Genomic DNA, 24,572 nt, shown 5'->3' with positions numbered 1-24,572 from the left:
GGGAGACGTATGAAGAAAATAGTCTTTACAGGTGGCGGTTCGGCAGGACATGTAACACCTAATTTAGCCATTATCCCATATTTACAAGAAGACAACTGGGATATCTCTTACATTGGTTCTCATCAAGGTATTGAGAAAACGATTATAGAAAAGGAAGGCATTCCCTACTATAGTATTTCGAGTGGAAAGCTACGTCGTTATTTTGATTTGAAAAATATAAAAGATCCTTTTCTTGTAATAAAGGGTAACTAACTGTTACGATTTATTTAACCAATTATAACGAAAGTTAATTAAATATATCAGTAAGCCCTGCTAGTCAAGTGATTGGCTAGTAGTGAGGGTTAACTGCGGGCAATCCCTAAAGCTGATTGAACTACAACGTGGCTAGAAATGGCGAGCGTGAATGTTGCGAAAGCAGAAAAAATCAATCAGATCGTGCAAGGTTAAATCCTAAACACTAGAACAATGGGTCTTCCGCCTCGAATCATCTAAGTCAAAAGCGATAAGATGAACGTTCAACGACTATCTCGTATAATTGACGAGAGTACATCACAAGCCTATGGTGATGGAAAAATCCTCTATCTCTAAAGAGATAAACATATAGTCTGCGCTCATGTGAAAACATGAGAAGTTCATAAGAGAACTGGCTAAGGAATTGCGCCCTTAGTTGAACGAGATACATTTAATTAAATCTATCAAACCTCATTGAATCTATCGAACGCATGTGCTATTGTGGGTTCAATGAGGTAAGAATAATAATGAAATTTTCACGAGTTAGTCAAGTATCAGAATTAACAGGTTTGCATCCGAGTAGTCTTACGAGAATGCTGGTGGAACACGCTACGATTCAGAAGAACAAATCTTTCATTAAAGGAGTTACATTCTGATGATATTAGCGAAGAAAGTCAGAATGATTCCAACGCCTGAACAAGAAAAAGTGCTTAGAAACCATGCTGGTGCTGCAAGATTCGCTTATAACTATTGTAAAAGAATGAGTGATAGGTATTATAAGCTATTTGGAAAATCTGTTTCACAGTTAGCTTTACAGAAACGATTTACAAAGATCAAGAAGCGAAAGAGATATGAGTGGTTAAATGACATCAACGCACAAGTTCCCAAACAGGCTTCAAAAGATTTTGATACGGCGAGAAAACATTCGTTCAAAAAGTACAAAAATGGTTATCACACTTCTTATAAATCCAAAAAAGATTTAATCCAAGGATTTTATGCCAATTATGAAAGACTGGTTATAGGAAAGAAAGTAGTTCATATTCAGTCTATTGGAGAAGTGAAAACAAGCCAACAACTACCAAGGAATAAAAAACCATCCAATCCAAGAGTTACCTTTGACGGTCGTCACTGGTGGATGAGTGTAGGGTTCCAAGAAGACTTTGAATCACAAGAATTAACCGATGAGTCGATTGGTGTGGATGTTGGTTTAAAAGAGCTTTTTGTAGCTTCTAATGGTACGAAAGAACGAAATATAAACAAAGATGCCAAGGTTAAAAAATTTTTGAAAAGGAAAAAGTCAGCGCAAAGAGATATGTCTAGGAGATTTAAAAAAGGTGTGAAAATTCAATCTGCTGGATATGAAAAAGCGAAAGCTGAGCACCTGCGGTTATCTAGGAAAATTATGAATATCCGAAATAACCATATCCATCAAGCAACAGCTAAATTGGTGAAAACCAAACCAATGAGGATTGTTGTGGAAGACTTATCTATTTCAAACCTGTTAAAAAACAAAAAACTATCGAAAGCATTTTCATTTCAAAAATTAAACTTCTTCTTTCAATGTTTGTCATACAAGTGCGAGAAGTACGGCATTGCGTATGTAAAAGCTGATAAATGGTTCGCTTCAAGCAAGATTTGCTCATGTTGCGGAGTGAAATACGACCATTCAGTTCAACCAGAAGGACAGTGGAGTTTAAAGATTCGTGAATGGCGTTGTGCTTCATGCAATAGCTATCACGATAGGGATGTAAATGCTGCGATAAATTTATCAAGATGGGTAAAATAAATGCTTGATAATAGGAGGTAACGATACTGCCTCGTGTGGAGTGTTATACCCCTCGTCCCTTTGGGGCTGCGAGAACACGATGAAGCACTAACTCGTGTAAATTTGATTGAATTGTATAGATTTAGTTAAGTTTATCGTATCGGTGTTATGGATGCGTATGTAAGGATTCGAAAACTAAAACCAGATGTGATTTTTTCAAAAGGCGGTTTCGTATCTGTACCAGTCGTAATTGGAGGATGGCTAAATAGAGTACCAGTTTTATTACATGAATCTGATATGACGCCAGGACTAGCAAATAAAATTGCGCTTCGTTTTGCTTCGAAAATATTTGTTACATTTGAAGAAGCAGCGAAACATTTACCGAAAGAAAAAGTAATATATACGGGATCTCCTGTACGTGAAGAAGTGCTGAAGGGAAATCGAGAAACAGGTTTAGCATTTTTAGGTTTTTCACGTAAAAAGCCAGTTATTACGATTATGGGAGGTAGCTTGGGCGCGAAAAAAATTAATGATACGGCTCGAGAAGCATTACCAGAACTTCTTAAAAAGTATCAAATTGTTCACCTTTGCGGAAAAGGTAACCTTGATGAAAGTTTACAAAATAAAGAAGGATATAGACAATTTGAATATGTACATGGAGAACTGCCAGATATATTAGGGGTAACAGATTTTGTTATTTCACGCGCGGGTTCCAACGCAATTTTTGAATTTTTAACATTACAAAAGCCGATGGTTTTAATTCCATTATCGAAATTTGCAAGCCGTGGAGATCAAATATTAAATGCAGAGTCCTTTGAAAGGCAAGGGTATGCCTCCGTATTATATGAAGAAGATGTAACTGTAAAATCTCTTATAAAGTATGTCGAAGAATTGAATCAAAATAATGAGAAGTATAAAACAGCACTAAAAAAATACAATGGAAAAGAAGCAATTAAAACAATTATTCAAAATATTTCAGAGGCATGATGAAACAATCATGCCTCTTTTAGTAGGGTGAAAGATTCCAAGAATTGATATTTTTATGTTACAATAAAGTGAAACTTTAATCAGTTGGGGGCATCCTCCATCTAACTTCTTTGCTTTCACTGGAATTTGAGGAGGGGGTTTTACTGCCCTCAAATAGCGGGATAACAAATGGGTTAATAGGGAAATTCCAATTAATGAAGCGTGAAAATACGAATGGATTAGGAGTGACTGTGTTGGAGCTAAGTCTCTATGAAAATACTGCACTTATTATATGCTTTGTGTTGTACGTTGGTAGTGTTATTGTTTATATTTCAAGGAAATTTTCGCAAGAAAGAGAGCTTGAAAAATCAGAGATAACAGCTGAACTAGAAATGTTAGCTGATGAAAGTTATAAAAAACAAAAAATAAAAGAAGACCATGAAGCATCCCATCATTTAAACGCAAATAAGTTTTAAAGATGGGGATTTTTTTTGAAGTTGTTATTTATTATAGCTATAACAAATAACGCTAAAAAGGAGTTTCCCTATACATAATGAAGGAGTGTATATAAATGAATTTTTATATCGCCTCAGGTTTCCAAAATAAACATCTAGTATGTTCCGTAGCAAATGAACTGAAACATGCAGGATGGCACCATACATATGATTGGACCAAAAACGAAAGAGCAGTGAATCAAGAACAATTAAGAGAAATTGGTCAGGCAGAAAAAAATGCTGTAAAAGAAGCGGATGTGTTTTTACTTATATTAGATGGCGGAAACGGGAGCCATACAGAGTTTGGAATGGCGATTGCACTAGAGAAAACGATATATGTATATCATGCAGGAAACCCGCTCCAAACAACGTTCTATCACTTGCCAGAAATAAATATTTTTGAAGGAGATGTAGCTGAGTTTGCATCTTATGTTATGAATCATGTGAAATAATAGTAACTACCTAAAAGGTTATAAAAGTGATCTTTTGGGTACAGTGATGATAAGAAACGTATATAAAGGAGTACATAATATGAAATTAGAAAATGGATGGGAAACGAGCTTTTTAGAAGTCGTACAAAATAGTGAATTTAAGAAAGAGGCACTTCTTAGTCAATTGCTTTGTCAGGATAGTGAAGAAGTAGAAGAGCTTGTGGATGATTACGGCTACGAAGAACTTGTTGAACGTGAACATGATGATGAGTTAGCTGAAATCTTAGGAGAAGAACTTTTTAGTGAGATGGAACGCCAAGTATTCTTATCTTCAAACCCAGAAGAAAAACTTATTGCATTCGTCAATGGATTAGGTTTTCATGTGTTAGATTGGATCGTTCTTCTTGAAACAGAATTTGGCATTGATAGTGCAAACTTTACATCAGATGCTGTAAAGGTGTTAGAAAAGCGTTTCAGACAGTTTCCGTACATAGAGGACAATACAATTTTTGATATGACATTTGGAGAATCGATGGATGTATTAGAATCTGTTACAGGATTACAACTAAAGGAAAAGATGAACATATAATGAAAAAAGAACGTGATTCAATCACGTTCTTTTTTTACATAATAATAATTTTATCATCTAGTTTTGTCTGCCCGGTAAGAAGTGCGTTTAAATATTCCACTTTTCTTATACAAGCTTGTATATGTCTTTCAACCTCTTGTAACTCTGCTTGGTGATGTGTTTCAATTGGATGAATTTGTACGTTGAATTTTTCAAATTGACTACTATATGTTATTTCTGCATAGCCGCTCATAATATCGGTTTCGTTATGAAATAAAAATTGCCTCGTTTTGTCACAGAATGATACATCCTGAAAGCCATATACTTTTAATGCTTCAATTACTTTTTTAATCATTTTTGTATTCATTTTTTTAACCCTCTTTACGAAGTTCTACTTTTATATTATAACATAAAAAATTACATAGAAAGCGCTTCCAAGTGTATTTTATTATAAACTTTACGTTTCAATCACAAAAATGAAACAAAGAAAAAATAATTGTAAAGAAGGAAGGACTCTTTTATTGTTTCGTCATATATATAGAGAAATAGTGCAATGAAAGGAAATTTTCCGAGGTGGAGATCGTATTTCCAATTTGAGCGCAGTAAAAGAGGTGAGAATCTTGAACTTTGATATTGTAGGACAAAAAGCATATATAAAAGATGGACCGCATCGGAACCGAATTGGAATTGTAAAGAAAAACGAGACAAAATTAGCATCGCAGTTTGCTATTGTAATTGGAGAACAAATTATTGATGTAGAGCTAAAGGATATCGTGTTAGTTGGAGTAGACGTAGGACAATTTCATAAATGGTGCGAACAAAATGGTTATTTGTGAAAAGGACGGGCTGTGAGATAATGAAATATATTTGAGGAAAGAGAATATATTATTGTATTCTCTTTTTCTATGTTTAAGGAGGCGAAAATGAAATATAAAGAACAGGAGTTTACGTTGGAGTTAAAAGAGAACATTCAATGTATGGAGAAGGAAATAGAGCGAATGTCACTTAAATTGTATAAAGAGTATTCGCATTTATACATAGAAAAAAACATGGAATTAGATATGGGATTTGCAAGAGAAAAAGAGAATCCCTTTGAGGTGGGTTATTATTCAACAGTTGCTATAGCTATATTAGATGAAGAAAAAGAGATGATTAAATTTCACAATATTCCAATTTAGGAATGTGAAAGAATCTTTTTAGGAATGCCAATTCAATCAAACATTTTGGGTAGTAAGAAAGTAGGAGAACTCGCTGATGAATCTTGTTATGAGATTGAGGAAGAGTTAAAAGAGCAATTAGAAGAATACTTGGAGTGATAATTCTCAAGATAAGATTTATAAAGAGGGAACGGAATAAAAAAGACGCTAACAATTGTATGTTAGCGTCTTTTTTTCATTATGAAGCAATTTCACCAGTTTTTGTATCATCTTGATTGTACGTATCTTGATCTAATTCACCAAGCCATTTACTTGAAATAAGACCTGCTGTCATAGAACCACTTACGTTAAGAGCTGTACGACCCATATCGATTAATGGCTCAACCGAGATAACTAGAGCAACAATACCGATTGGTAAGTTCATTGTAGATAGTACGATTAAAGCTGCGAATGTTGCACCGCCACCAACTCCGGCAACACCGAATGAGCTAATAGCAACAACAGCGATTAAAGTTAAAATAAATTGTGGTTGTAATGGATCAATTCCTACAGTTGGAGCGACCATCATTGCAAGCATTGCTGGATAAATACCTGCGCAACCGTTTTGTCCGATAGATACCCCAAATGAAGCTGCGAAGTTTGCAATTCCTTCGGAGATACCAAGCTTTTCTTTTTGAGCTTCAATATTTAATGGCATCGCACCAGCACTAGAGCGAGATGTGAATGCAAAAGTTAGTACAGGGAACACTTTTTTCAAATATTGAATTGGATTTAAACCAGACAATGCAATTAATAATAAGTGAATGATAAACATTACGATAAGTGCTACATAAGAGGCTAACACAAAGTTACCAAGCTTTAAAATAGCATTTATATCGCTACCAGCAACTGTTTTTGCCATAAGAGCTAATACGCCGTATGGAGTAAGGCGTAAAATTAATGTTACCATACGCATTACGATTGCATATACAGCATCAAGCATTTTCTTAAATAGCTCTGCTTGTTCTGGATATTTTCGTTTTACACCTATAAAGGCAATGCCGATAAAGGCTGCAAATATTACGACAGAAATTGTTGATGTTGGACGAGCGCCTGTTAAATCAAGAAACGGATTTGTAGGCAATAGCTCTAATAATTTATCTGGAATTGTTGTCTTTTCAATAGAAGTAAATCTTTCTTCAACTAGTTTCAGACGAGCAGATTCTGCATCACCTTGTTGCAAGCCTGTTGCAGATACATCAAATCCTGCACTTGCAGCGATACCGACAGCTGCAGCGATACCTGTAGTAAGAATTAAAATTCCTATAATAAGACCACTAATTTTACCAAGGTTTTTCGTTAACTGTAATTTTGTAAATGCTGAAATAATAGATACTAAAATAAGTGGCATAACGATCATTTGAAGTAATTTCACATAACCGTTACCAATTAAGCCAAACCAAGTATTTGATTCAATAATTACTTTAGAAGTTGGCTCATAAATGAATTGTAATATAAGACCGAATAAAATTCCGACTCCTAAAGCGGTAAATACACGTTTATTAAAAGATACATGCTTACGTTGCATATAATATAATACGCCAACTAAGATGAGCATGACTGCAACGTTAATTCCGACAAGCAGTGTATTCATGTTGATTCCCCCTAATTCCAATCTGTTATATAGAATATAAGGTAATAAAACCTATAAGTCAACTAGGAAATTCCGGGATTAAAAAAAAGATGGCAAAATGCCATCTTTTAATGTCCAGCCCCAGGGACAAGTAAAAATGTCGTGTAGTATGTAAATCCTATGAAGAAAACAGTTAAATATGCCCCGAATACGTATATATACATACGCTCTGTTAATTTTAAATAGCTTAAAAGTACGAAGAAACCTGTTTGTCCTAAAAATAGTAGTGCAGCCTGTTGCATATCTCCTACGTAAAACATAACCGAGAAAATTCCAGTCCAAAAGCCGAGAACGCGAAACATGCGATCCATGCTATTTCCCTCCTTTTCTAGAAAAAGTAAAACCTCTTTTCATTATAGTTTATTTTTCTTACTATTGTAAATATTCGTTCATATAAAAAGAAGCCAATTATTATTGGCTTCTTTTTATATGATAAATTAAATTGTTAGTTTATAATTACAAGATTTACATCCATCTAATAGACTATCATGTCGAGTTAATTCCATGTTAGGGAATAGGATTTCAAAAATGCCTTTCATCATATCTCCGTGCATGTTACAAATTTCAGTTGGATGATGAACAGCAACTTCTTTAAATGGACAATTGTGTACATCATAGAAAATTTTTGTTCCATCTGCACTTAATTCAAATGCAGGTGATAAGCCGGCTGTTGAGAAAGCTTCTTTTGCAATTTGAACTTTTTGCTCTACTGTTAAAGCATCTTCACTCACATTTAAACGTTGCATATGTTGTTGCATTAATTCGGCCCCGAATTGTTTTCCTGTTTCGTATAGCGCTTTTTCACCAGCAGCGCCAAGGCTAAGTAAAGAATTAAATGCGATTCTTGCTAACAATTGATAATCACGGAATGGAAATTGTAATTGGATAACATCTTCAGATAAGACATACAATCTGCTCGGTCGTCCGCCTTTTCCAGTTTTCTTCGTTTCCGATTTTAGCATATGAACATCTTCTAGTTTAGATAAATGTAAACGCGCTACGTTTGGATGAATGTCAAACTCATCTGCAATTTCTTGTACCGTTACGTAACTATGTTTTTGCGAAATATATTTATAAATGTAATAACGAGTTGGGTCAGATAATACACCTGTAATTTTTAAAGCTTGTTCCATGAGGATCTCCACCTTTATCACTTTATCCAAGATAATAACATTATAATACAGATAAACATGAGTATAGGTAATTTCAGACAATAATTCGGAAATTGTTCATAATTTCACAAACATATTTTTCCTTTTTGTTCTAGTCAAAATACAAAATTCCAAATTTTTATTGTGCATGTTTTCATGCTATATACATAGTGAGGAGGGAAAAGTGATGAATGGGATTGAAATTTTTGCGAATACAATTTTAAAAGAAGCGTGTAGGGTACAAGCGTCAGATTTACATATTGTGCCCCGGCAGAAGGATGTAGCGGTGCAACTACGTATAGGAAAAGATTTAATGACGAGACATTGTATTAAAAAGGAGTTTGGAGAAAAACTTGTCTCACATTTTAAATTTTTAGCATCTATGGACATAGGAGAGAAACGGAAGCCACAGAATGGTTCGTTGTATTTGCAAATTGATGGACAAGAAGTGTATTTACGCCTTTCAACACTTCCAACAGTATATCAAGAAAGTCTCGTTATTCGCCTTCATTTACAAGCATCTGTGCAGCCCTTATCACATCTTTCGTTATTTCCAAGTACGGCAGCAAAACTACTCTCGTTTTTACGCTATTCACAGGGGCTACTCGTGTTTACTGGACCGACTGGTTCTGGGAAGACAACGACAATGTATGCATTATTAGAGGTAATTAGAAAAAAGAAAACACGTCGCATCATTACACTTGAAGATCCGGTTGAAAAAAGAAGTGACGATGTATTACAAATTCAAATAAATGAAAAAGCGGGTCTCACATATGAAACAGGATTAAAGGCTATTTTACGTCATGATCCAGATATTATTTTAGTCGGTGAAATCCGTGATGAAGAAACAGCAAAAATAGCTATAAGAGCAAGTTTGACAGGACATTTAGTCATGACAACGCTGCATACGAATGATGCGAAAGGAGCAATCATTCGTTTCATGGATTATGGTATAACGAGGCAAGAGATTGAACAGTCTTTATTGGCTGTAGCTGCACAGCGACTTGTCGAATTGAAGTGTCCGTTTTGCAGAGGAAAGTGCTCAACTTTATGTAAATCAATGAGGCAAGTAAGGCAAGCAAGCATTTATGAGCTGCTATATGGATATGAGTTAAAACAAGCGCTTAAAGAAGCAGATGGAGAATGTGTTACTTACAAACATGAGACTTTAGAATCGTCAATAAGAAAAGGATATGCTTTAGGTTTTTTAGAAGATGATGTTTATGTTTAAGAAAACTTGGAGTTTAAGTGATCAAGTAGTATTGTTGAAACGTTTAGGAGAATTACTAGAAAAAGGCTACTCTCTTTTACAAGCATTAGAATTTTTACAGTTTCAATTACCTGTAGAAAAGAAAGTACAATTGCAGCACATGATTGAGGGGTTAAAAGATGGGAAAAGTCTACACGATTCTTTTCATCAGTTAAAGTTTCATCAGGACATGTTAAGTTATTTATTTTATGCCGAGCAACATGGTGATATTTCTTTTGCTTTGCAACAAGGAAGTGCACTTCTTTATAAGAAAGATAAGTATAGGAGAGACATGATGAAAATCATGCAGTATCCTATGTTTTTAATGTTTTTTCTACTAATCATGCTTTTTATTTTCAACCTCATTTTATTACCTCAGGTTGAAATGGTTTATAGTTCGTTCGGTTCTAATACACCACTACTTACAGAACAAATTTTAAGTGCAATAAAACTGCTACCTTACATTATTTTAACCGTTATTTTAACTGTTATTATTGGATGTAGTTTGTATATGTTGTATTTTAGGAAACTTCCACATATTAGCCAGGTAAAAATCATGCTTCGTATGCCCCTCATCAAAACATTTCTTATTTTAAAGCATTCACATTATTTTGCTACTCAGTTGAGTGGTTTATTAAATGGTGGACTATCAGTATGCGAAGCTTTAACAATAATGATGGAGCAAAGATATCATCCGTTCTTTCAATATGAAGCGAGCCGGATTGAAAGACAATTAATTGGAGGAGAACGGTTACAATCTATCATTGCTAAAAGTGGGTATTACGAGAAAGAACTTTCTTATGTTATTACGCATGGACAAGCAAACGGCAATTTAGCGATTGAATTAGGTGACTATAGCGATCTTATTATGGAAAAGATGGAACGGAAAATTAAACATATGTTAGTTATCATTCAGCCTATTTTATTTACATGTATTGGAGGAATCGTTGTCCTTATGTATTTAGCGATGATTATGCCAATGTTTCAAATGATGAATTCTATTTAGGGGGCATTTGTATGCAGAATGAGGAAGGATTTACTCTGTTAGAGATGCTATTAGTAATGGTTGTCATAACTATATTATTACTATTAATTATTCCAAATGTAGTTACACAGCGTTCATCGGTCCAAGGAAAAGGGTGTGCAGCTTACGTGAAATCTATAGAAGCACAAATACAAGTATATCAATTACAACATAATAAAATTCCATCGTTAAAAGAACTGACAGATGAAAAGTATATTACAACTGATAAGTGCCCGAATGGCGAATCTATTCATATTTCAGATGATGGCGCAGTATCAATTAGGGCATTGTGAAACAACAGGGGTTTACTTTTTTAGAAATGTTACTCGTTTTATTTGCTATTTCTGTATTAAGTGTAGTTACGTATTTTAGTGTTCATTCCTTATACGAGCGACAAAAAGTTGAACAATTTTTGAGACAGTTTTCAAATGATATTTTGTATATGCAGCAATTAGCGATAAATCGTCAAAAGCACTATACATTACGTTGGCATAAAGATAGAAATATGTATGCTATAAAAGAGTCAGGTACAAAGTATTATATCGTCAAGCGGGAGTATGAAGAAGATATACAAATTGATTTGCATACGTTTCCAAATCCGATGACATATAATCCAAGTGGAAATATTAATAGAGGTGGTACGATTATAATTTCATATCGAAATTATAAATATGAAATTGTATTTCAGCTTGGAAGAGGGAGATTTACGTATCGTGAAATGTCAAAAAGGATCCATAATGGCTGAAATGATTGTATCGTTAAGTATTTTAATGATGGCTGTATCGTTACTACTACCGCAAACAGTATTAGTTATGCAAGAAAGAAAAAATATACAAATTCGTTATAAGGCATCTGGATTATTAAAAAAGGAAGCAATTATATATATGTATGGAAATGAAGAAAAGCGAATAATAGAAAAGAATATAAATGGAATTGTGTATTACACATATTGGGGAGGCAATGAAGTTTGTACCATGTGGAGAGATGTGAAAGACAGAGTGATGGAACAATGCTTTTATGTAGGAGAAAAAATAAATTAGAATTTGGTTTTTCATTAATAGAAATGATTGTATGTCTGTTTCTATTATCAATATTTTTTTGCTCTTTCCCCGCCTACATTTCATTGAAATGGAAAATAAACAGTCAAAAGGATTAAATGATTGGGAGTGGGATGTATTTTTAGGTCAAATGCAATTGGAGTTTCGTGAAGTATCATCTGGAGAACAGCTAGCATTTGAAAATGGAGAAAGTATTTTACGATTTCGATCGCGTAATGGGAGTGAAGTATCGTATGAAAAAGAGAATAGTCGTCTTATAAGAAAGGTAAATAGGCGCGGGAGGGAAGTTGTTTTACAAAATATTGGAACGGTTTCTTACAAACTAACACCTCATGTACTCATTATAAATGTGAAAGATACTAGCGGAAAAATATATGAAGGTGTAGTTATGCGATATAGTGAAATGGAAATGAATGTATGAGAGGGCAAAATGGGTTTACAATGCCTGGAACACTCATCTTTCTTATTTTATTAACTTCTTTTTTTATATACGAAACAAATATGTTGTTTACAGATAAAAATTTTTATATAGAAATAGAACAAAAGTTTTTACTGGATGAACTACTTAACCGATCTATTACAGATATAAAAAAAGACTTACAGCAAAAAGAAAAAGAAGGTGCATTTTTCTTTCAGTATGAAAAGGGAGAAGTGAGTGGAAATTATATCTTTGAAAATGATTTAATTCTCGTTGCGTTGCATTGTACACTCAAACAGGAAGCTTTCTATACGGTGAGCTTTCGGTATAGAAAGAAGGATGGAAAAATAGTCGATTGGATAGAAGGATAATATGTAAAAATAAGAAGAAAAACCAGGGATTTCTATTGTAAATTGAATTGATTTTTTAGAAGAAATGGATAAATATAACGATTAAAAGTTTAAATTTTCTCAAAAAAGAGAAAGGTAGAAAGAATGTGATATATTCATGCTATCCAATCATTATTTTTAGGGAGAATAGGGAAATGACAAACAACAATCAAATAGGTGAAAATAAGGAACAAACTATTTTTGATCATAAAGGAAATAAGATTATGACAGAGGATAGAGAAATACACATTATTTCAAAATTCGAAGAACCTCTTATTGTCGTATTAGCAAATGTACTAAGTGATGAAGAGTGTGGTGAATTGATTGAAATGTCTAAAAATAAAATGAAGCGGTCTAAAGTTGGTTCATCACGTGATGTAAATGATATTCGAACAAGTAGCGGTGCATTTTTGGAAGACAATGAACTTACTTCAAAGATTGAAAAACGAATTTCATCTATCATGAATGTTCCTGCGTCGCATGGTGAAGGATTACACATTTTAAATTATGAAGTGGATCAACAATATAAAGCACACTATGATTATTTTGCGGAACATAGTAGATCAGCTGCTAACAATCGTATTAGTACGCTTGTAATGTACTTAAATGATGTAGAAGAAGGCGGGGAAACGTACTTCCCGAAATTAAATCTTTCTGTACATCCTAGAAAGGGAATGGCAGTATACTTTGAGTATTTTTATCAAGATCAATCACTAAATGAGCTTACGTTACACGGAGGGGCACCTGTAACGAAAGGCGAGAAATGGATTGCAACGCAGTGGGTGAGAAGAGGTACTTATAAGTAAAAGCGAGTGTTACGTTTTGTTCTTCATAGTATAAGAACAAAACGTTTTTTTATTAAACAAAGTAGCATCTTTCGTTATAATAACAATTAATAAATGACGATTGAGAGGACAGAAAATGAAATCTATATACATAACCGGCTACATGGGAGCAGGGAAAACAACAATTGGAAAAGCGTTAAGTAAAGAACTTCAAATGGATGTTGTAGATACTGATCAAAAAATCGAAGAGAAGCAAGAGAAGGCAATTCGTGATATTTTTGCCGAAGAAGGCGAAACGGCTTTTCGGGAATATGAAAGCGAAATGTTACGTTCGCTACCAGTCCATAATGTCATTATTACAACTGGTGGGGGAATTATTGAACGAGCGGAAAATCGCAAGTGGATGAAAGAGAACGGAACTGTCGTGTATTTATATTGTGATCCGCATGTAATTGCAGAAAGGCTTCGTGAAGATACGAAACGTCCATTATTTCAAAAGAAAGATATAGATGCATTTGTAACGAAATTTGAATTACGCCGAGCTTATTATGAAGAGGCTCATATTCATATCGATACGACAAATAAGTCTGTAAAGCAAATTATGAATGAATTAAAGGAAAAGATTAATGTATAAAAAAGTGGACATACTAATCAAGTAGAGGTGATGATAATATGTCTACTAATGATTATGTTCGCTTTGTGACGCAGCAGTTTGTGTCGTATATGGATGCTCCAAAAGAAGATCGAAAACAAAAGAAAGAACAACGCCGTGCTGAAAAAGAGCCATTTATGAATAAGTGGTTTGGTGTTATGCCGCTGAGTGCTGCTTTGTTTTATCGAAATGTAAAAAGTAAAAGAAAAAAATCAAGTTAAATTTTAGTTATATGTCTAGCAAAATAAAGATGCCCTAGTGTCGTAATACACTAGGGCATCTTTGTTTACTGCACGGATTCTTGTTCTTCCGTAACGGCATGTATTTTATTGTTCACCCATACGAACCCTATTCCGATACAAATAGAAATGCCCCAGCCGACAGCGGTCATAATCGCTCTCATTTCACCATAGCCATCTACACCAAAAACAGAGATGAAATAAATTTTTAAAAAGCTTTTTAATATAAATTGTAGCCCGAAAAATAACGTTAAATATTGCAGTGCTGGATAGATACGACTATCACGATAAAGCTCACGACTTTTATCACGGTCATGACCTTGAAGTGCGGCAATATCTGCTGCGAAATATAACATAAGTGGTTTTTTTATAAAAATTGTACATATGACGATAATACCGAGTACGATGTGATAATACGCATCGTTCCATAACATTCGTTCAGCTGACCCAGATAATAGATCTACCGTTGTATTAGAAATGAGTGTAATTAAAATAAAGAACCCTGTCACGTTAAACTGTTTTTCTTTTTTAAAGGTATACAGTGTATAAATAATCCCCGGAACAGAGGAAAGTAACATCGCGTAATAAGGATCGATATAAGGTTTTGCAAATTTCCAAATGAGGAATGGGATTACGAGATAAAAGACAAGATCTAATATAGCTTTTTTATTTTGATTCATACAAAGCCTCCTTAAGTCATACATATATTTTATAATATAATTTCTGAAAATTGTATAAGGTTTAATGGGAAAAGAAAAAATATATCAATTTTTGAGGGATTAGTAGATTGAAAAAAATTGCCCCTAGCGTAGTAAGTTTTTTTAGTATATAATAAAGGAAACGCTTTCATTTTTAGTTTGTTCACAAAATGGACGGAAAATCACATATTTACTATCGATATGTTGCTTTATAATGAAACTAATTAAATATACATGCATACAATATTGTGAAATAAATAACATAAATAATCTATATAAATGTAAACGTTATCAAAAGAGAGAGGTGGAGACAATGAGTAAATTTTTCTTCAATCATAATCCAGCAACAGTAGAGGATGGAAGGCTTGTTAAATATGCTGAAATTATTTATGGAGAAGGTGGCCGTTCTGTATTAGAAAATTTAATGGTGAAGGCATCTATCAGATTGCGTGATCGTTATCCGAATAAATCTGACGAGCAGATCTCGAACCTAGTAAATAAAGGCATCCATGATATGTTTCAAAAATATGTGAGCGAGTAAGAGTAGCCAATGGCTGCTCTTATTTTTTTGTATAAGGATTGTAACTCTAGCTGAAAATAAACATGTATTTTGAAAAACGCAAAAAGGAGTGGGAAAGATGAGCAATGGAATTGGACGTTCGAAAGAAAATCTTCCAACTGATGCAAATCATGTGAGCGCAAAGGATCGTGCACAGCAGAAACGTATGGCACAGAAAAAACAGCAAGAGCGTAGTGGCGATAGCGAGTAGGGTAGAAAATAGCTCAAAAGAAGCTCCTTCTAAAGCAGAAGGAGCTTCTTCAAGATAGAAAATGATTCGCGGTAACATAAAAAAGGCCACCGTTAATAATTTGCACTGTAATACGTGGTTCATACTGTTCTTGCAGAGCTTGTTTTTCAATTTCATAGCTCTCAGGAAGTTCGTCACTTTCTTCATAAAAACGGTTTAAAAGGTCTAGATCATGATTCCAACGCACTCTTGCTTCTTTTGCCCACGTATGGTCATCTTCTGCAATTATATTTTTTAAAGCGTCTTCTATGCGTTGTAAACCACTTTGAGGTTTAATGATGGGCGAGAGCGTAAAACAAAAATCAGGTATTTTTGGTGTAAGTTTAATGTTTGTTAATGTTTCATGAAAGTTTGCCATCATTGTTCCAGAAATGAGATGAATGCCAATCGAGTGAAGGATGTCTTTTTTTCGATCACATTGATAGGAAACTTTTATATTAATACCGAGCCAAGGGTGGAGCGGTGTATGTGTTGCCCCATTATGTCTTACATCCTCATATAAACGTATGTAAGAGCCTAATTCTTTTGTCGTTTGGAAAATTTGATGTAGACGTGGTGAACCGTAGTGAATAAGCTCACCATCATTTTCTTCATTTTCTGGATTTGTAATAAGAGTAAGGCGCATCGGATTCGGTACGCCTCCTGTTTTCTCAAGATAGTGCCAATAAAAAGGGCGATTCATTAATAATTTATCCATCTCAATTGTTAACTGTACATCTAATAAATGAGGAGAACGTTCTAAAATTTCACAGTTATTCGCCTCAAAGAAATTGTATAAGTAATTATGAATTTCATGTTGCTGCATAGCCTTGCACCTCAGCTTCATTTCGTTTCGCAAAGTCGATAATAGATGTTAAGTTTTCCATCTTAATTCTAATTTCACCTTCGCTTTTTGATTGCGCGAAAATTTCTTGAATGTGCGCGTCGATGTTTTTCATATTAATTCTCGTTAAAATTTCATCGAGTTCACCGATAACACGCTCGAATAAGTTGATTTTTTCATATAACAGTTTCAGAATATGTTCTTCAACAGTATGCTTTGTAGCTAAGTTATAAATATGAACATCATTCTTTTGACCGAGACGGTGAATACGTCCGATTCTTTGCTCAAGACGCATTGGATTCCATGGCAAATCATAATTGATCATATGGCTACAAAACTGTAAGTTAATGCCTTCTCCGCCAGCTTCCGTTGCAATTAACACTTGGGCACGATTTTGGAAAAGTTCCTTCATCCAATCTTTCTTCCCGCGTTTAAATCCGCCGCGGAATGGGACAGAAGAAATACCGTGTTGTTGTAAAAACCATTGTAAGTACATCTGTGATGCTCGGTATTCCGTGAAAATGACGACTTTATCGTCAATTTCTTTTATAAGCTCTAGAGCTTTAGTTGCTTTCGAGTTGAAAGGAATATGATTAATTTTGTCCATTAGCACATCGATATGTGGATCTTTTATATAATGTTCATTTTCTTTCTGTCTTTTTTCTACATGCTTTTTCAATGAATAGTAAACAGCCTCACGACTACTGCACGCTTCCCGTTTTAAAGTTAACGATGAGAAAGCAGATGTGAAGGCGTCTTGCCCTCGCCAATTTTCGATATCATTATATAGAGCTTGTTCTTGTTCATTAAACTCAACAAAAATTGTACGTACATGTCTCTTCGGCCAATCGATACCGGTATTATGTCGTCTATTTCGCACCATTACTTTGTTAATGAGAGCTTTTAAGTCTTCATCTGATTCGGCTGAACGATTTTTGGAAGCGTAATATTCTTCAAAGTTGGATTGATTGCCTAGATGTCCTGGTTTTAATAAAGAAACAAGGTTAAAAATTTCATCAATTTTATTTTGAACAGGAGTAGCGGTTAGTAATAAACAAAACTTCTTTTTTAATCGTTGTGCAAATTCATAGTTTTTTGTTTTATTATTTTTCAGTTTATGTGCTTCATCGATAATAATAAGGTCATATTCTAAGTTCAACACGATATCGCGATGTGGTGAACGTTTCGCAGTATCAATTGATGATACGATTACGTCAGCTTGTTCCCACGAGTAGCTTTTCTTTTGTGCTACAGCGGGAATGAAAAACTTTGTATTCAGCTCGTATGCCCATTGTGATACGAGAGAAGCTGGGACAAGTATAAGTACCTTTTTCACAAGCCCGCGGACCATGTATTCTTTCAAAATAAGTCCAGCTTCGATTGTTTTTCCAAGACCTACTTCATCTGCTAGAATCGCTTTACCATTCATTTGTTCAATCACATTTTGAGCGACTTCTAATTGATGCGGAAGCGGTGTGAAATGGGATAAATGTTTCGGTGCTTGTAGTCCATCAAAAGTAGGAACAAGTAACGATTTTTCTGTTTCATAAGCTAAGTGATATAAATCCCAGTTTGTCCAAGGACCATCTTCATCAATTCTATTTAAAAAATTGTTTTGCCACGTCCGATCTACGGAAATATCGACATTCATTACGACTCTCCCACCTTTTATAAACTAAAGTAATTATTTTTTAATGTATGATGATTTGCCTTAAAAGAAGGCATAATTATCGTTATTAAAGGCTATATGATAGACAATAATAAAGTATTAAATCTCAAAAGCTGTATTTATTGTGTTTTAACATAAAAAATTCTAAATTATTTTTTATGCTAGAATATTGATGAAATATAGCGAATGATGTTAGGATAATGGTGTGAAATGTGTGGAATCTTTCGTATTTTATCCAAGAAAGTGATTTTTTATTTACGCTTTCATAAAAAAATATAATGAGATTCCGTATATCCTATCTTTTCAGAATGAAAATGTTTAGAAAAGGGAAGCAACTTTTATTGATTTGTCAAAGCATAAGGGGGAGAGAGCATGATTACATTACAACGTACACCGTTATTTGATGTATACGCGAAGTATGGTGGGAAAACAATCGACTTCGGTGGTTGGGAATTACCAGTTCAATTTTCAAGCATTAAAGAAGAACACGAAGCTGTACGTACAGCTGCAGGTTTGTTCGATGTGTCTCATATGGGAGAAGTTGAAGTAAAAGGTGTAGATAGTTTAGCATTTTTACAACGTGTTGTTACAAATGACGTATCTACCTTAAAGGTAGGGGGCGCACAATATACAGCTATGTGCTACGAAAATGGTGGTACAGTAGATGATTTATTAATCTACAAACGTGGTGAAGAAGACTATTTATTAGTAATCAATGCATCAAATATCGAGAAAGATTACGAATGGTTAGCAAGTCATGTAATTGGCGATGCGACAGTAGTCAATGTTTCTAGTGAAGTTGCACAGCTTGCAATTCAAGGACCAAAAGCAGAAGGCATTTTACAAAAAGTTGTGTCAGAAGATTTGAAAGAAATTAAGTTCTTTAAATTTAAAAACGATATTCTTGTAGATGGAATTCCAGCACTTGTATCTCGTACAGGTTATACAGGTGAAGATGGATTCGAAATTTACTGTAAGAGTGAAGATGCTGCAAAACTTTGGGAGAAACTTCTTGAAGTTGGAGCAGAAGAGGGCTTAAAAGCATGTGGTTTAGGTGCTCGTGATACACTTCGATTCGAAGCAACATTACCACTTTATGGACAAGAATTATCAAAAGATATTACACCGATTGAGGCTGGAATTGGCTTTGCGGTAAAAACAAATAAAGAAGCAGACTTCTTTGGAAAAGCAACGTTAAAAGAGCAAAAAGAAAACGGTGCGCCTCGTAAATTAGTCGGCATCGAAGTAATCGAACGTGGAATTCCTCGTACGCATTACCCTGTATTTATTGGTGAAGAAAAAATTGGGGAAGTAACGAGTGGTACACAATCTCCAACGTTAAAGAAAAGCATTGGTTTAGCACTAATTGATGTAAAATACGCAGCAGTTGATACAGAAGTAGAAATTGAAATTCGTAATAAACGCGTCAAAGCAGTAGTTGTTCCAACACCATTTTACAAACGTTCAAAGTAACGGGGAGAGGGGTAGATTTCATGTTGCATCGTTATCTTCCAATGACAGAAGAAGACAAAAAAGAAATGTTACAAACGATCGGCGTTCAAACGATCGATGAATTATTCTCTGATATTCCAGAGAGTGTTCGTTTTAAAGGGGATTTAAAAATTAAAGAAGCAAAATCAGAGCCAGAGCTTTTAAAAGAGCTATCTCAAATGGCTAGTAAAAATGCTAACTTAAAAGAATACGCTTCTTTCTTAGGAGCAGGCGTATACGATCATTATGCTCCAGTAATTGTAGATCATGTTATTTCTCGCTCAGAATTTTATACAGCTTACACACCATACCAACCGGAAATTTCACAAGGGGAATTACAAGCAATCTTTGAATTCCAAACAATGATTTGTGAATTAACAGGAATGGATGTAGCAAACTCTTCTATGTATGACGGGGGTACAGCTTTAGCTGAAGCGGCAATGTTAGCAGCTGGCCATACTCGCAAAAAGAAAATTCTTGTATCTAGCGCGGTTCATCCAGAATCAAGAGCAGTACTTGAAACGTATGCAAAAGGTCAAAATCTTGAAGTTGTTGAAATTAATCATAAAGATGGTGTAACAGATTTAGACGTATTACAAAGTGAAGTAGATGATACAGTTGCTTGTGTAATCGTTCAATATCCAAACTTCTTCGGACAAGTTGAAAAATTAGCTGATATTGAAAAAATCGTTCATCAACAAAAATCATTATTTATCGTTTCTTCAAATCCATTATCATTAGGCGCATTAACACCACCAGGGAAATTTGGTGCTGATATTGTAATCGGTGATGCACAACCATTCGGTATTCCAACGCAGTTTGGTGGACCGCACTGTGGTTACTTTGCAACAACGAAAGCATTTATGCGTAAAATTCCAGGACGTCTTGTTGGACAAACTGTAGATTCAGATGGTAAACGTGGATTTGTATTAACGTTACAAGCACGTGAACAGCATATTCGCCGTGATAAAGCGACGTCTAATATTTGTTCAAACCAAGCGTTAAATGCATTAGCAGCTTCTGTTGCAATGACGGCACTTGGCAAACAAGGTGTGAAAGAAATGGCACGTCAAAACATTTCTAAAGCACAGTATGCAAAACGTCAATTTGAGGCGAAAGGCTTCACAGTAACATTTGCTGGACCATTCTTCAATGAGTTTGTTGTAGATTGCAAACGTCCAGTGAAAGAAGTAAACGATGCATTATTACAAAAGAATATTATCGGTGGTTACGATCTAGGCCGTGATTATAAAGAGCATGAAAACCATATGCTTGTAGCAGTAACTGAGCTTCGTACAAAAGAGGAAATTGACACACTTGTAAACGAAATGGGGGCTATCCAATGAAGAATCAAGACCAAGCACTTATCTTTGAAGTGAGTAAAGAAGGACGCATAGGATATAGCTTACCCAAATTAGATGTAGAAGAAGTGAAACTAGAAGATGTGTTTGAGAGCGATTATATTCGAGTAGAAGATGCAGAGCTACCAGAAGTATCTGAACTTGATATTATGCGCCACTATACAGCACTTTCAAACCGTAACCACGGTGTTGATTCTGGATTCTATCCACTTGGATCTTGTACGATGAAATATAATCCGAAAATTAATGAGAGTGTAGCTCGTTTCGCAGGATTTGCAAATATTCATCCACTGCAAGATGAAAAGACAGTACAAGGTGCAATGGAATTAATGTATGACTTACAAGAGCATTTAATTGAAATTACAGGTATGGATACTGTTACTTTACAACCAGCAGCTGGTGCACACGGAGAATGGACAGGTTTAATGTTAATTCGTGCATACCATGAAGCGAATGGTGACTTTAACCGTACGAAAGTAATTGTACCTGACTCTGCTCACGGAACGAACCCGGCATCTGCAACTGTAGCTGGTTTTGAAACAATTACAGTAAAATCAAATGAAAATGGCCTTGTTGACTTAGAAGACTTAAAACGTGTTGTAAACGAAGAAACAGCAGCGCTTATGTTAACAAATCCTAATACATTAGGTCTATTCGAAGAAAATATTTTAGAAATGGCAGAAATCGTCCATAATGCAGGCGGTAAGTTATACTATGATGGTGCAAACTTAAATGCGGTATTAAGCCAAGCACGCCCAGGAGATATGGGATTTGACGTTGTGCATTTAAACCTTCATAAAACATTTACAGGTCCTCACGGCGGTGGTGGCCCAGGTTCTGGTCCAGTAGGTGTGAAAGCGGATTTAATTCCGTACTTACCAAAACCGATTTTAGAAAAAACGGAAAATGGTTATCACTTCAACTACGACCGTCCAGAAGCAATTGGTCGTGTGAAGCCATTCTATGGTAACTTCGGAATTAACGTTCGTGCATACACGTATATTCGCTCTATGGGTCCAGATGGCTTGCGTGCAGTAACTGAGTATGCTGTATTAAATGCGAACTATATGATGAGAAGATTAGCGCCATTCTACGATCTTCCATTCGATAGACATTGTAAGCATGAATTTGTATTATCAGGTCGTCGTCAAAAGAAACTTGGCGTACGTACATTAGATATTGCAAAACGTCTGCTTGATTTCGGTTACCATCCACCAACAATTTACTTCCCATTAAATGTGGAAGAATGTATTATGATTGAGCCGACAGAAACAGAATCAAAAGAAACATTAGATGGTTTCATTGATAAGATGATTCAAATCGCTAAAGAAGTAGAAGAAAATCCAGAAGTTGTACAAGAAGCACCGCATACGACAGTCATTAAACGTTTAGACGAAACGATGGCTGCACGTAAACCAGTGTTACGTTATGCAAAGCCAGCTCCTGTACAAGTTTGATTAGAATAACAAAAGAAGAACTCGCTGCGGCGGGTTCTTTTTTTGTATGGAGAATTTGTGCAGAAATAGTGAAGAAAATGTTAAAAAATTATATTTTTTGTTTCCTAATGGTGTAAAGGTGTAGTTTTATAGGTAGTTTTGTTGAAAAAGTCGGTTTGATAAAAGTATTTATTTTTGTTAGAATTTTATTGAAATTAAGAAGATGTGATGAGGCAAAAATTACTCATTTTTATGTATATGTGAAAAAACGAGCAAGACGGGGGTGAAAGTGTGGGATATCGATGTTATAGAATGGTATACCATTTAGAAAATGGAGAAACAATTAAAGATGTAAAAGAATTTTGCTATCGAGACCAAGGGAAAGTGTTAGAAAGAGTAGCAAATCGTGTAATGGATAATAGAGAAGTGACGGCGATTGATAAACAAGGAACAATCATTTCAATAGCATGTGAGGACATTGTAAAGGTGGAACTTGATTACATAACAGAAAGTTAACCTTGAGTCATATCGAATTATTCGATAAAATAAACTGTTGAATGGTGAAGTGAGAAGAGAGGAGTTTATCATGGGTAGTACAAGACACTTTTATATGTTTATCTTAGCGTTTGTTCTTGTTGTGGCATTAACGATTTACTTAATCGTTGACAGCAGCTGGTACAACACGGTTCATCCGGCATTCCTTCTGTTTATGTATATAGGAATTGCAGTAGTAAGTTTCGGAATGAGAGACGAGATGTTAGATCGCTTTGAAAAGTGATACATATACGAAAGACCAACAGGAAAATGTTGGTCTTTTTTTCTTGCCAAAAATAGGATGCTGTGTATATACTGTATATATAAGGTATATACAGTATATACACACACTGGAGGAAAACATGAATATTATTATTTCGAATTTTTCCCAAGACCCTATTTATGTGCAAATAAGAAAACAATTAAGCCAGCTTATTTTAAATGGTGGTTTAAAGGGTGGAGACCAATTACCGTCTATTCGTAGCTTAGCGAAGGAATTGCAAATTAGTGTAATTACAACGAAGCGTGCGTACGAGGAGCTTGAAAAAGAAGGATATATAGAAACTGTTGCTGGGAAGGGGACTTATGTTTCACGTAAAAATAATGAACTATTAAAAGAACAGCGGCTACGTCTATTGGAAAGTAAGGCTGAAGAAATCGTAAAAGAAAGTAAAGTTTTGCAGCTTTCACTTGAAGAATTGCAGCAGATGATTGCGTTTTTATATAAGGGGGAATGAGAGAGATGTTAGAGTTAAAAAACGTTTGTAAAAGTTATGAAGATTTTGCAGTGAAAAATATAAGTTTTGCATTATCACGAGGATATATTATGGGGTTTGTCGGACCAAATGGTGCTGGGAAAAGTACAACGATCAAAATGATTATGAATTTAATTAGAAAAGATAGCGGCGATATAAAAATTTTTGGTAAAGACAATAAGAAAGCCGAAAAGGACATAAAACAAAATATTGGTTTTGTATACGATGAAAATCATTATTACGAAGATTTAACGTGTGAACAAATGAAACGTATTATTGCACCGTTATATAAAAAGTGGAACGAAAATCAATACCAATCGTATATGCAAAGATTGCAAGTTCCAAAGTATAAAAAAATTAAAGAGCTATCTAAAGGGATGAAAATGAAGTTTGCGATTGCAATCGCGCTTTCACATCATGCCGAATTTATTATTATGGATGAACCGACAGCAGGATTAGATCCAGTTGTTCGGAGCGAATTACTTGATATGTTGCAAGAAATTGTAATGGAAGATGAAGTATCTGTATTATTCTCAACCCACATTACAACGGATTTAGAACGTATTGCAGATTATATTACGTTTATCAACGATGGAGAAATTATATTTACTGGTGAAAAAGATGAATTAATGGAGAACTACGTAATCGTAAAGGGAAGCAATGATTTATTAGAACCTGTTTAGAATCTATGGTATAATCTGTACAAAAAAGGATATTTTCTATGATACATAATTATACAAGTAACGT

31 protein-coding genes and 5 pseudogenes are annotated in these 24,572 nt (G+C 34.7%); 28 read left to right on the top strand and 8 right to left on the bottom strand.

The window, feature by feature from the left end; genetic code table 11:
• Positions 1–9: 9 nt before the first annotated feature.
• The 7 genes and pseudogenes from ACQRBL_RS21190 to ACQRBL_RS21160 all read left to right on the top strand — a co-directional run.
• Positions 10–246, top strand: a pseudogene (locus ACQRBL_RS21190) (glycosyltransferase); the annotation flags it as partial.
• Positions 247–758: 512 nt separating this feature from the next.
• Positions 759–887, top strand: a complete 129-nt coding sequence (locus tag ACQRBL_RS21185; protein WP_000672787.1) for a hypothetical protein — start codon at positions 759–761, stop codon at positions 885–887.
• Positions 887–2,017 (top strand): RNA-guided endonuclease InsQ/TnpB family protein, encoded by a 1,131-nt coding sequence (locus ACQRBL_RS21180; protein WP_023523017.1) that lies wholly within the window; start codon positions 887–889, stop codon positions 2,015–2,017. Before ACQRBL_RS21185 ends, ACQRBL_RS21180 begins: the two co-directional genes overlap by 1 nt.
• Before the next feature lie 141 nt (positions 2,018–2,158).
• A pseudogene (locus tag ACQRBL_RS21175) lies at positions 2,159–2,983 on the top strand (undecaprenyldiphospho-muramoylpentapeptide beta-N-acetylglucosaminyltransferase); the annotation flags it as partial.
• Between the two features lie 194 nt (positions 2,984–3,177).
• The gene (locus tag ACQRBL_RS21170; RefSeq protein ID WP_000817964.1) at positions 3,178–3,438 is read left to right on the top strand and encodes a DUF3966 domain-containing protein; all 261 of its coding nucleotides are present in this window, start codon (positions 3,178–3,180) and stop codon (positions 3,436–3,438) included.
• A gap of 95 nt (positions 3,439–3,533) precedes the next feature.
• Complete coding sequence (locus ACQRBL_RS21165; RefSeq protein WP_001012331.1) at positions 3,534–3,908, top strand: nucleoside 2-deoxyribosyltransferase; 375 nt, start codon at positions 3,534–3,536, stop codon at positions 3,906–3,908.
• A 79-nt stretch (positions 3,909–3,987) separates the two neighbouring features.
• A complete protein-coding gene (locus ACQRBL_RS21160) occupies positions 3,988–4,476 on the top strand; it encodes a hypothetical protein (RefSeq protein WP_000764263.1) in 489 nt (162 codons plus the stop codon).
• 34 nt (positions 4,477–4,510) lie between these two features.
• Here the strand turns inward: ACQRBL_RS21160 and ACQRBL_RS21155 are convergent, their stop codons facing one another.
• Positions 4,511–4,822 carry a hypothetical protein gene (locus ACQRBL_RS21155; RefSeq protein WP_001093240.1) on the bottom strand — a complete coding sequence of 104 codons (312 nt, stop codon included), beginning with the start codon at positions 4,820–4,822 and terminating at the stop codon, positions 4,511–4,513.
• 253 nt (positions 4,823–5,075) lie between these two features.
• Between ACQRBL_RS21155 and ACQRBL_RS21150 the strand changes: the two genes are divergently transcribed.
• Together ACQRBL_RS21150 and ACQRBL_RS21145 are read left to right on the top strand one after the other, a co-directional pair.
• Entirely contained in the window at positions 5,076–5,291 is a 216-nt protein-coding gene (locus tag ACQRBL_RS21150) for a DUF3912 family protein (RefSeq protein ID WP_001008326.1), read from the top strand.
• 87 nt (positions 5,292–5,378) lie between these two features.
• Positions 5,379–5,771: pseudogene (locus tag ACQRBL_RS21145) on the top strand (hypothetical protein).
• Positions 5,772–5,850: 79 nt separating this feature from the next.
• Here the strand turns inward: ACQRBL_RS21145 and ACQRBL_RS21140 are convergent.
• The 3 genes from ACQRBL_RS21140 to ACQRBL_RS21130 all read right to left on the bottom strand — a co-directional run bounded on the left by ACQRBL_RS21140 (position 5,851) and on the right by ACQRBL_RS21130 (position 8,417).
• Positions 5,851–7,245: an L-cystine transporter gene (locus tag ACQRBL_RS21140; protein ID WP_001094344.1), complete on the bottom strand. Its 1,395-nt coding sequence runs from the start codon at positions 7,243–7,245 to the stop codon at positions 5,851–5,853.
• A gap of 107 nt (positions 7,246–7,352) precedes the next feature.
• Positions 7,353–7,595: a DUF2626 domain-containing protein gene (locus tag ACQRBL_RS21135; protein ID WP_000375619.1), complete on the bottom strand. Its 243-nt coding sequence runs from the start codon at positions 7,593–7,595 to the stop codon at positions 7,353–7,355.
• Between the two features lie 126 nt (positions 7,596–7,721).
• Complete coding sequence (locus tag ACQRBL_RS21130; protein ID WP_000434124.1) at positions 7,722–8,417, bottom strand: helix-turn-helix transcriptional regulator; 696 nt, start codon at positions 8,415–8,417, stop codon at positions 7,722–7,724.
• A gap of 205 nt (positions 8,418–8,622) precedes the next feature.
• Here ACQRBL_RS21130 and comGA point away from each other — a divergent pair, with 205 nt between their 5' ends.
• From comGA to ACQRBL_RS21080, 10 genes and pseudogenes are all read left to right on the top strand, one after another.
• On the top strand, positions 8,623–9,666 hold the full coding sequence (gene comGA, locus ACQRBL_RS21125) for a competence type IV pilus ATPase ComGA (protein WP_001013177.1): 1,044 nt from the start codon (positions 8,623–8,625) through the stop codon (positions 9,664–9,666).
• Positions 9,659–10,690, top strand: a complete 1,032-nt coding sequence (comGB, locus tag ACQRBL_RS21120) for a competence type IV pilus assembly protein ComGB (protein WP_023523013.1) — start codon at positions 9,659–9,661, stop codon at positions 10,688–10,690. Before comGA ends, comGB begins: the two co-directional genes overlap by 8 nt.
• A gap of 11 nt (positions 10,691–10,701) precedes the next feature.
• Positions 10,702–11,001 (top strand): competence type IV pilus major pilin ComGC, encoded by a 300-nt coding sequence (gene comGC, locus ACQRBL_RS21115; protein ID WP_001178687.1) that lies wholly within the window; start codon positions 10,702–10,704, stop codon positions 10,999–11,001.
• Positions 10,998–11,453, top strand: coding sequence for a competence type IV pilus minor pilin ComGD (gene comGD, locus ACQRBL_RS21110; protein ID WP_002094140.1), 456 nt, complete (start codon positions 10,998–11,000; stop codon positions 11,451–11,453). The genes comGC and comGD overlap by 4 nt, the downstream gene beginning before the upstream one ends.
• Positions 11,446–11,748, top strand: coding sequence for a hypothetical protein (locus tag ACQRBL_RS21105; protein ID WP_000829462.1), 303 nt, complete (start codon positions 11,446–11,448; stop codon positions 11,746–11,748). Before comGD ends, ACQRBL_RS21105 begins: the two co-directional genes overlap by 8 nt.
• Positions 11,718–12,187, top strand: a pseudogene (gene comGF, locus ACQRBL_RS21100) (competence type IV pilus minor pilin ComGF). The gene ACQRBL_RS21105 and the pseudogene comGF overlap by 31 nt, the downstream one beginning before the upstream one ends.
• Positions 12,184–12,555 carry a competence type IV pilus minor pilin ComGG gene (gene comGG / locus ACQRBL_RS21095; RefSeq protein ID WP_411995626.1) on the top strand — a complete coding sequence of 124 codons (372 nt, stop codon included), beginning with the start codon at positions 12,184–12,186 and terminating at the stop codon, positions 12,553–12,555. The pseudogene comGF and the gene comGG overlap by 4 nt, the downstream one beginning before the upstream one ends.
• A 173-nt stretch (positions 12,556–12,728) precedes the next feature.
• On the top strand, positions 12,729–13,379 hold the full coding sequence (locus ACQRBL_RS21090; protein ID WP_000183853.1) for a 2OG-Fe(II) oxygenase: 651 nt from the start codon (positions 12,729–12,731) through the stop codon (positions 13,377–13,379).
• A 115-nt stretch (positions 13,380–13,494) separates the two neighbouring features.
• A complete protein-coding gene (locus tag ACQRBL_RS21085) occupies positions 13,495–13,992 on the top strand; it encodes a shikimate kinase (RefSeq protein WP_097987096.1) in 498 nt (165 codons plus the stop codon).
• 38 nt (positions 13,993–14,030) lie between these two features.
• Positions 14,031–14,231: a YqzE family protein gene (locus ACQRBL_RS21080; RefSeq protein WP_000106083.1), complete on the top strand. Its 201-nt coding sequence runs from the start codon at positions 14,031–14,033 to the stop codon at positions 14,229–14,231.
• Between the two features lie 65 nt (positions 14,232–14,296).
• Here ACQRBL_RS21080 and ACQRBL_RS21075 read toward each other — a convergent pair whose 3' ends face one another.
• Both ACQRBL_RS21075 and ACQRBL_RS21070 read right to left on the bottom strand, forming a co-directional pair.
• Positions 14,297–14,929 carry a VC0807 family protein gene (locus ACQRBL_RS21075; RefSeq protein WP_001073111.1) on the bottom strand — a complete coding sequence of 211 codons (633 nt, stop codon included), beginning with the start codon at positions 14,927–14,929 and terminating at the stop codon, positions 14,297–14,299.
• Between the two features lie 141 nt (positions 14,930–15,070).
• Positions 15,071–15,187: a hypothetical protein gene (locus tag ACQRBL_RS21070; protein WP_003279814.1), complete on the bottom strand. Its 117-nt coding sequence runs from the start codon at positions 15,185–15,187 to the stop codon at positions 15,071–15,073.
• A 73-nt stretch (positions 15,188–15,260) separates the two neighbouring features.
• Between ACQRBL_RS21070 and ACQRBL_RS21065 the strand changes: the two genes are divergently transcribed.
• Entirely contained in the window at positions 15,261–15,488 is a 228-nt protein-coding gene (locus ACQRBL_RS21065) for a hypothetical protein (RefSeq protein ID WP_000032702.1), read from the top strand.
• Between the two features lie 97 nt (positions 15,489–15,585).
• Positions 15,586–15,717 (top strand): hypothetical protein, encoded by a 132-nt coding sequence (locus ACQRBL_RS21060; protein ID WP_000064665.1) that lies wholly within the window; start codon positions 15,586–15,588, stop codon positions 15,715–15,717.
• A 49-nt stretch (positions 15,718–15,766) separates the two neighbouring features.
• On the opposite strand, the gene ACQRBL_RS21055 is transcribed toward ACQRBL_RS21060, so the two are convergent.
• Positions 15,767–16,561 (bottom strand): YqhG family protein, encoded by a 795-nt coding sequence (locus ACQRBL_RS21055; RefSeq protein WP_001183963.1) that lies wholly within the window; start codon positions 16,559–16,561, stop codon positions 15,767–15,769.
• Complete coding sequence (locus ACQRBL_RS21050) at positions 16,548–18,230, bottom strand: DEAD/DEAH box helicase (RefSeq protein WP_001100040.1); 1,683 nt, start codon at positions 18,228–18,230, stop codon at positions 16,548–16,550. The genes ACQRBL_RS21055 and ACQRBL_RS21050 overlap by 14 nt, the downstream gene beginning before the upstream one ends.
• Before the next feature lie 390 nt (positions 18,231–18,620).
• Here ACQRBL_RS21050 and gcvT point away from each other — a divergent pair, with 390 nt between their 5' ends.
• The 7 genes and pseudogenes from gcvT to ACQRBL_RS21015 all read left to right on the top strand — a co-directional run.
• Complete coding sequence (gene gcvT, locus ACQRBL_RS21045) at positions 18,621–19,721, top strand: glycine cleavage system aminomethyltransferase GcvT (protein WP_000631769.1); 1,101 nt, start codon at positions 18,621–18,623, stop codon at positions 19,719–19,721.
• Between the two features lie 20 nt (positions 19,722–19,741).
• On the top strand, positions 19,742–21,085 hold the full coding sequence (gcvPA, locus tag ACQRBL_RS21040) for an aminomethyl-transferring glycine dehydrogenase subunit 1 (RefSeq protein WP_000903240.1): 1,344 nt from the start codon (positions 19,742–19,744) through the stop codon (positions 21,083–21,085).
• Positions 21,082–22,557: an aminomethyl-transferring glycine dehydrogenase subunit 2 gene (gene gcvPB, locus ACQRBL_RS21035; protein ID WP_000795702.1), complete on the top strand. Its 1,476-nt coding sequence runs from the start codon at positions 21,082–21,084 to the stop codon at positions 22,555–22,557. Before gcvPA ends, gcvPB begins: the two co-directional genes overlap by 4 nt.
• A gap of 291 nt (positions 22,558–22,848) precedes the next feature.
• A complete protein-coding gene (locus ACQRBL_RS21030) occupies positions 22,849–23,052 on the top strand; it encodes a DUF3929 family protein (protein ID WP_000262496.1) in 204 nt (67 codons plus the stop codon).
• A gap of 70 nt (positions 23,053–23,122) precedes the next feature.
• Complete coding sequence (locus ACQRBL_RS21025) at positions 23,123–23,314, top strand: hypothetical protein (RefSeq protein WP_000535933.1); 192 nt, start codon at positions 23,123–23,125, stop codon at positions 23,312–23,314.
• Between the two features lie 118 nt (positions 23,315–23,432).
• The gene (locus tag ACQRBL_RS21020; protein ID WP_411995625.1) at positions 23,433–23,807 is read left to right on the top strand and encodes a GntR family transcriptional regulator; all 375 of its coding nucleotides are present in this window, start codon (positions 23,433–23,435) and stop codon (positions 23,805–23,807) included.
• A gap of 5 nt (positions 23,808–23,812) precedes the next feature.
• Positions 23,813–24,499: pseudogene (locus tag ACQRBL_RS21015) on the top strand (ABC transporter ATP-binding protein); the annotation flags it as partial.
• Positions 24,500–24,572 lie beyond the last annotated feature (73 nt).

Source organism: Bacillus sp. AF62, from assembly GCF_050312695.1.
GTDB lineage: Bacteria > Bacillota > Bacilli > Bacillales > Bacillaceae_G > Bacillus_A > Bacillus_A cereus.
This window is presented reverse-complemented; position numbering and strand designations above follow the sequence as displayed.

Bases quoted from the DNA above. Each gene is read 5' to 3' on its own strand.
- ACQRBL_RS21185 (WP_000672787.1), top strand. From the start codon at position 759: ATGAAATTTTCACGAGTTAGTCAAGTATCAGAATTAACAGGTTTGCAT.
- ACQRBL_RS21180 (WP_023523017.1), top strand. From the start codon at position 887: ATGATATTAGCGAAGAAAGTCAGAATGATTCCAACGCCTGAACAAGAA.
- ACQRBL_RS21170 (WP_000817964.1), top strand. From the start codon at position 3,178: ATGAAGCGTGAAAATACGAATGGATTAGGAGTGACTGTGTTGGAGCTA.
- ACQRBL_RS21165 (WP_001012331.1), top strand. From the start codon at position 3,534: ATGAATTTTTATATCGCCTCAGGTTTCCAAAATAAACATCTAGTATGT.
- ACQRBL_RS21160 (WP_000764263.1), top strand. From the start codon at position 3,988: ATGAAATTAGAAAATGGATGGGAAACGAGCTTTTTAGAAGTCGTACAA.
- ACQRBL_RS21155 (WP_001093240.1), bottom strand. From the start codon at position 4,822: ATGAATACAAAAATGATTAAAAAAGTAATTGAAGCATTAAAAGTATAT.
- ACQRBL_RS21140 (WP_001094344.1), bottom strand. From the start codon at position 7,245: ATGAATACACTGCTTGTCGGAATTAACGTTGCAGTCATGCTCATCTTA.
- ACQRBL_RS21135 (WP_000375619.1), bottom strand. From the start codon at position 7,595: ATGGATCGCATGTTTCGCGTTCTCGGCTTTTGGACTGGAATTTTCTCG.
- ACQRBL_RS21130 (WP_000434124.1), bottom strand. From the start codon at position 8,417: ATGGAACAAGCTTTAAAAATTACAGGTGTATTATCTGACCCAACTCGT.
- comGA (WP_001013177.1), top strand. From the start codon at position 8,623: ATGAATGGGATTGAAATTTTTGCGAATACAATTTTAAAAGAAGCGTGT.
- comGB (WP_023523013.1), top strand. From the start codon at position 9,659: ATGTTTAAGAAAACTTGGAGTTTAAGTGATCAAGTAGTATTGTTGAAA.
- comGC (WP_001178687.1), top strand. From the start codon at position 10,702: ATGCAGAATGAGGAAGGATTTACTCTGTTAGAGATGCTATTAGTAATG.
- ACQRBL_RS21105 (WP_000829462.1), top strand. From the start codon at position 11,446: ATGGCTGAAATGATTGTATCGTTAAGTATTTTAATGATGGCTGTATCG.
- comGG (WP_411995626.1), top strand. From the start codon at position 12,184: ATGAGAGGGCAAAATGGGTTTACAATGCCTGGAACACTCATCTTTCTT.
- ACQRBL_RS21090 (WP_000183853.1), top strand. From the start codon at position 12,729: ATGACAAACAACAATCAAATAGGTGAAAATAAGGAACAAACTATTTTT.
- ACQRBL_RS21085 (WP_097987096.1), top strand. From the start codon at position 13,495: ATGAAATCTATATACATAACCGGCTACATGGGAGCAGGGAAAACAACA.
- ACQRBL_RS21080 (WP_000106083.1), top strand. From the start codon at position 14,031: ATGTCTACTAATGATTATGTTCGCTTTGTGACGCAGCAGTTTGTGTCG.
- ACQRBL_RS21075 (WP_001073111.1), bottom strand. From the start codon at position 14,929: ATGAATCAAAATAAAAAAGCTATATTAGATCTTGTCTTTTATCTCGTA.
- ACQRBL_RS21070 (WP_003279814.1), bottom strand. From the start codon at position 15,187: ATGCATGTATATTTAATTAGTTTCATTATAAAGCAACATATCGATAGT.
- ACQRBL_RS21065 (WP_000032702.1), top strand. From the start codon at position 15,261: ATGAGTAAATTTTTCTTCAATCATAATCCAGCAACAGTAGAGGATGGA.
- ACQRBL_RS21060 (WP_000064665.1), top strand. From the start codon at position 15,586: ATGAGCAATGGAATTGGACGTTCGAAAGAAAATCTTCCAACTGATGCA.
- ACQRBL_RS21055 (WP_001183963.1), bottom strand. From the start codon at position 16,561: ATGCAGCAACATGAAATTCATAATTACTTATACAATTTCTTTGAGGCG.
- ACQRBL_RS21050 (WP_001100040.1), bottom strand. From the start codon at position 18,230: ATGAATGTCGATATTTCCGTAGATCGGACGTGGCAAAACAATTTTTTA.
- gcvT (WP_000631769.1), top strand. From the start codon at position 18,621: ATGATTACATTACAACGTACACCGTTATTTGATGTATACGCGAAGTAT.
- gcvPA (WP_000903240.1), top strand. From the start codon at position 19,742: ATGTTGCATCGTTATCTTCCAATGACAGAAGAAGACAAAAAAGAAATG.
- gcvPB (WP_000795702.1), top strand. From the start codon at position 21,082: ATGAAGAATCAAGACCAAGCACTTATCTTTGAAGTGAGTAAAGAAGGA.
- ACQRBL_RS21030 (WP_000262496.1), top strand. From the start codon at position 22,849: ATGGTATACCATTTAGAAAATGGAGAAACAATTAAAGATGTAAAAGAA.
- ACQRBL_RS21025 (WP_000535933.1), top strand. From the start codon at position 23,123: ATGGGTAGTACAAGACACTTTTATATGTTTATCTTAGCGTTTGTTCTT.
- ACQRBL_RS21020 (WP_411995625.1), top strand. From the start codon at position 23,433: ATGAATATTATTATTTCGAATTTTTCCCAAGACCCTATTTATGTGCAA.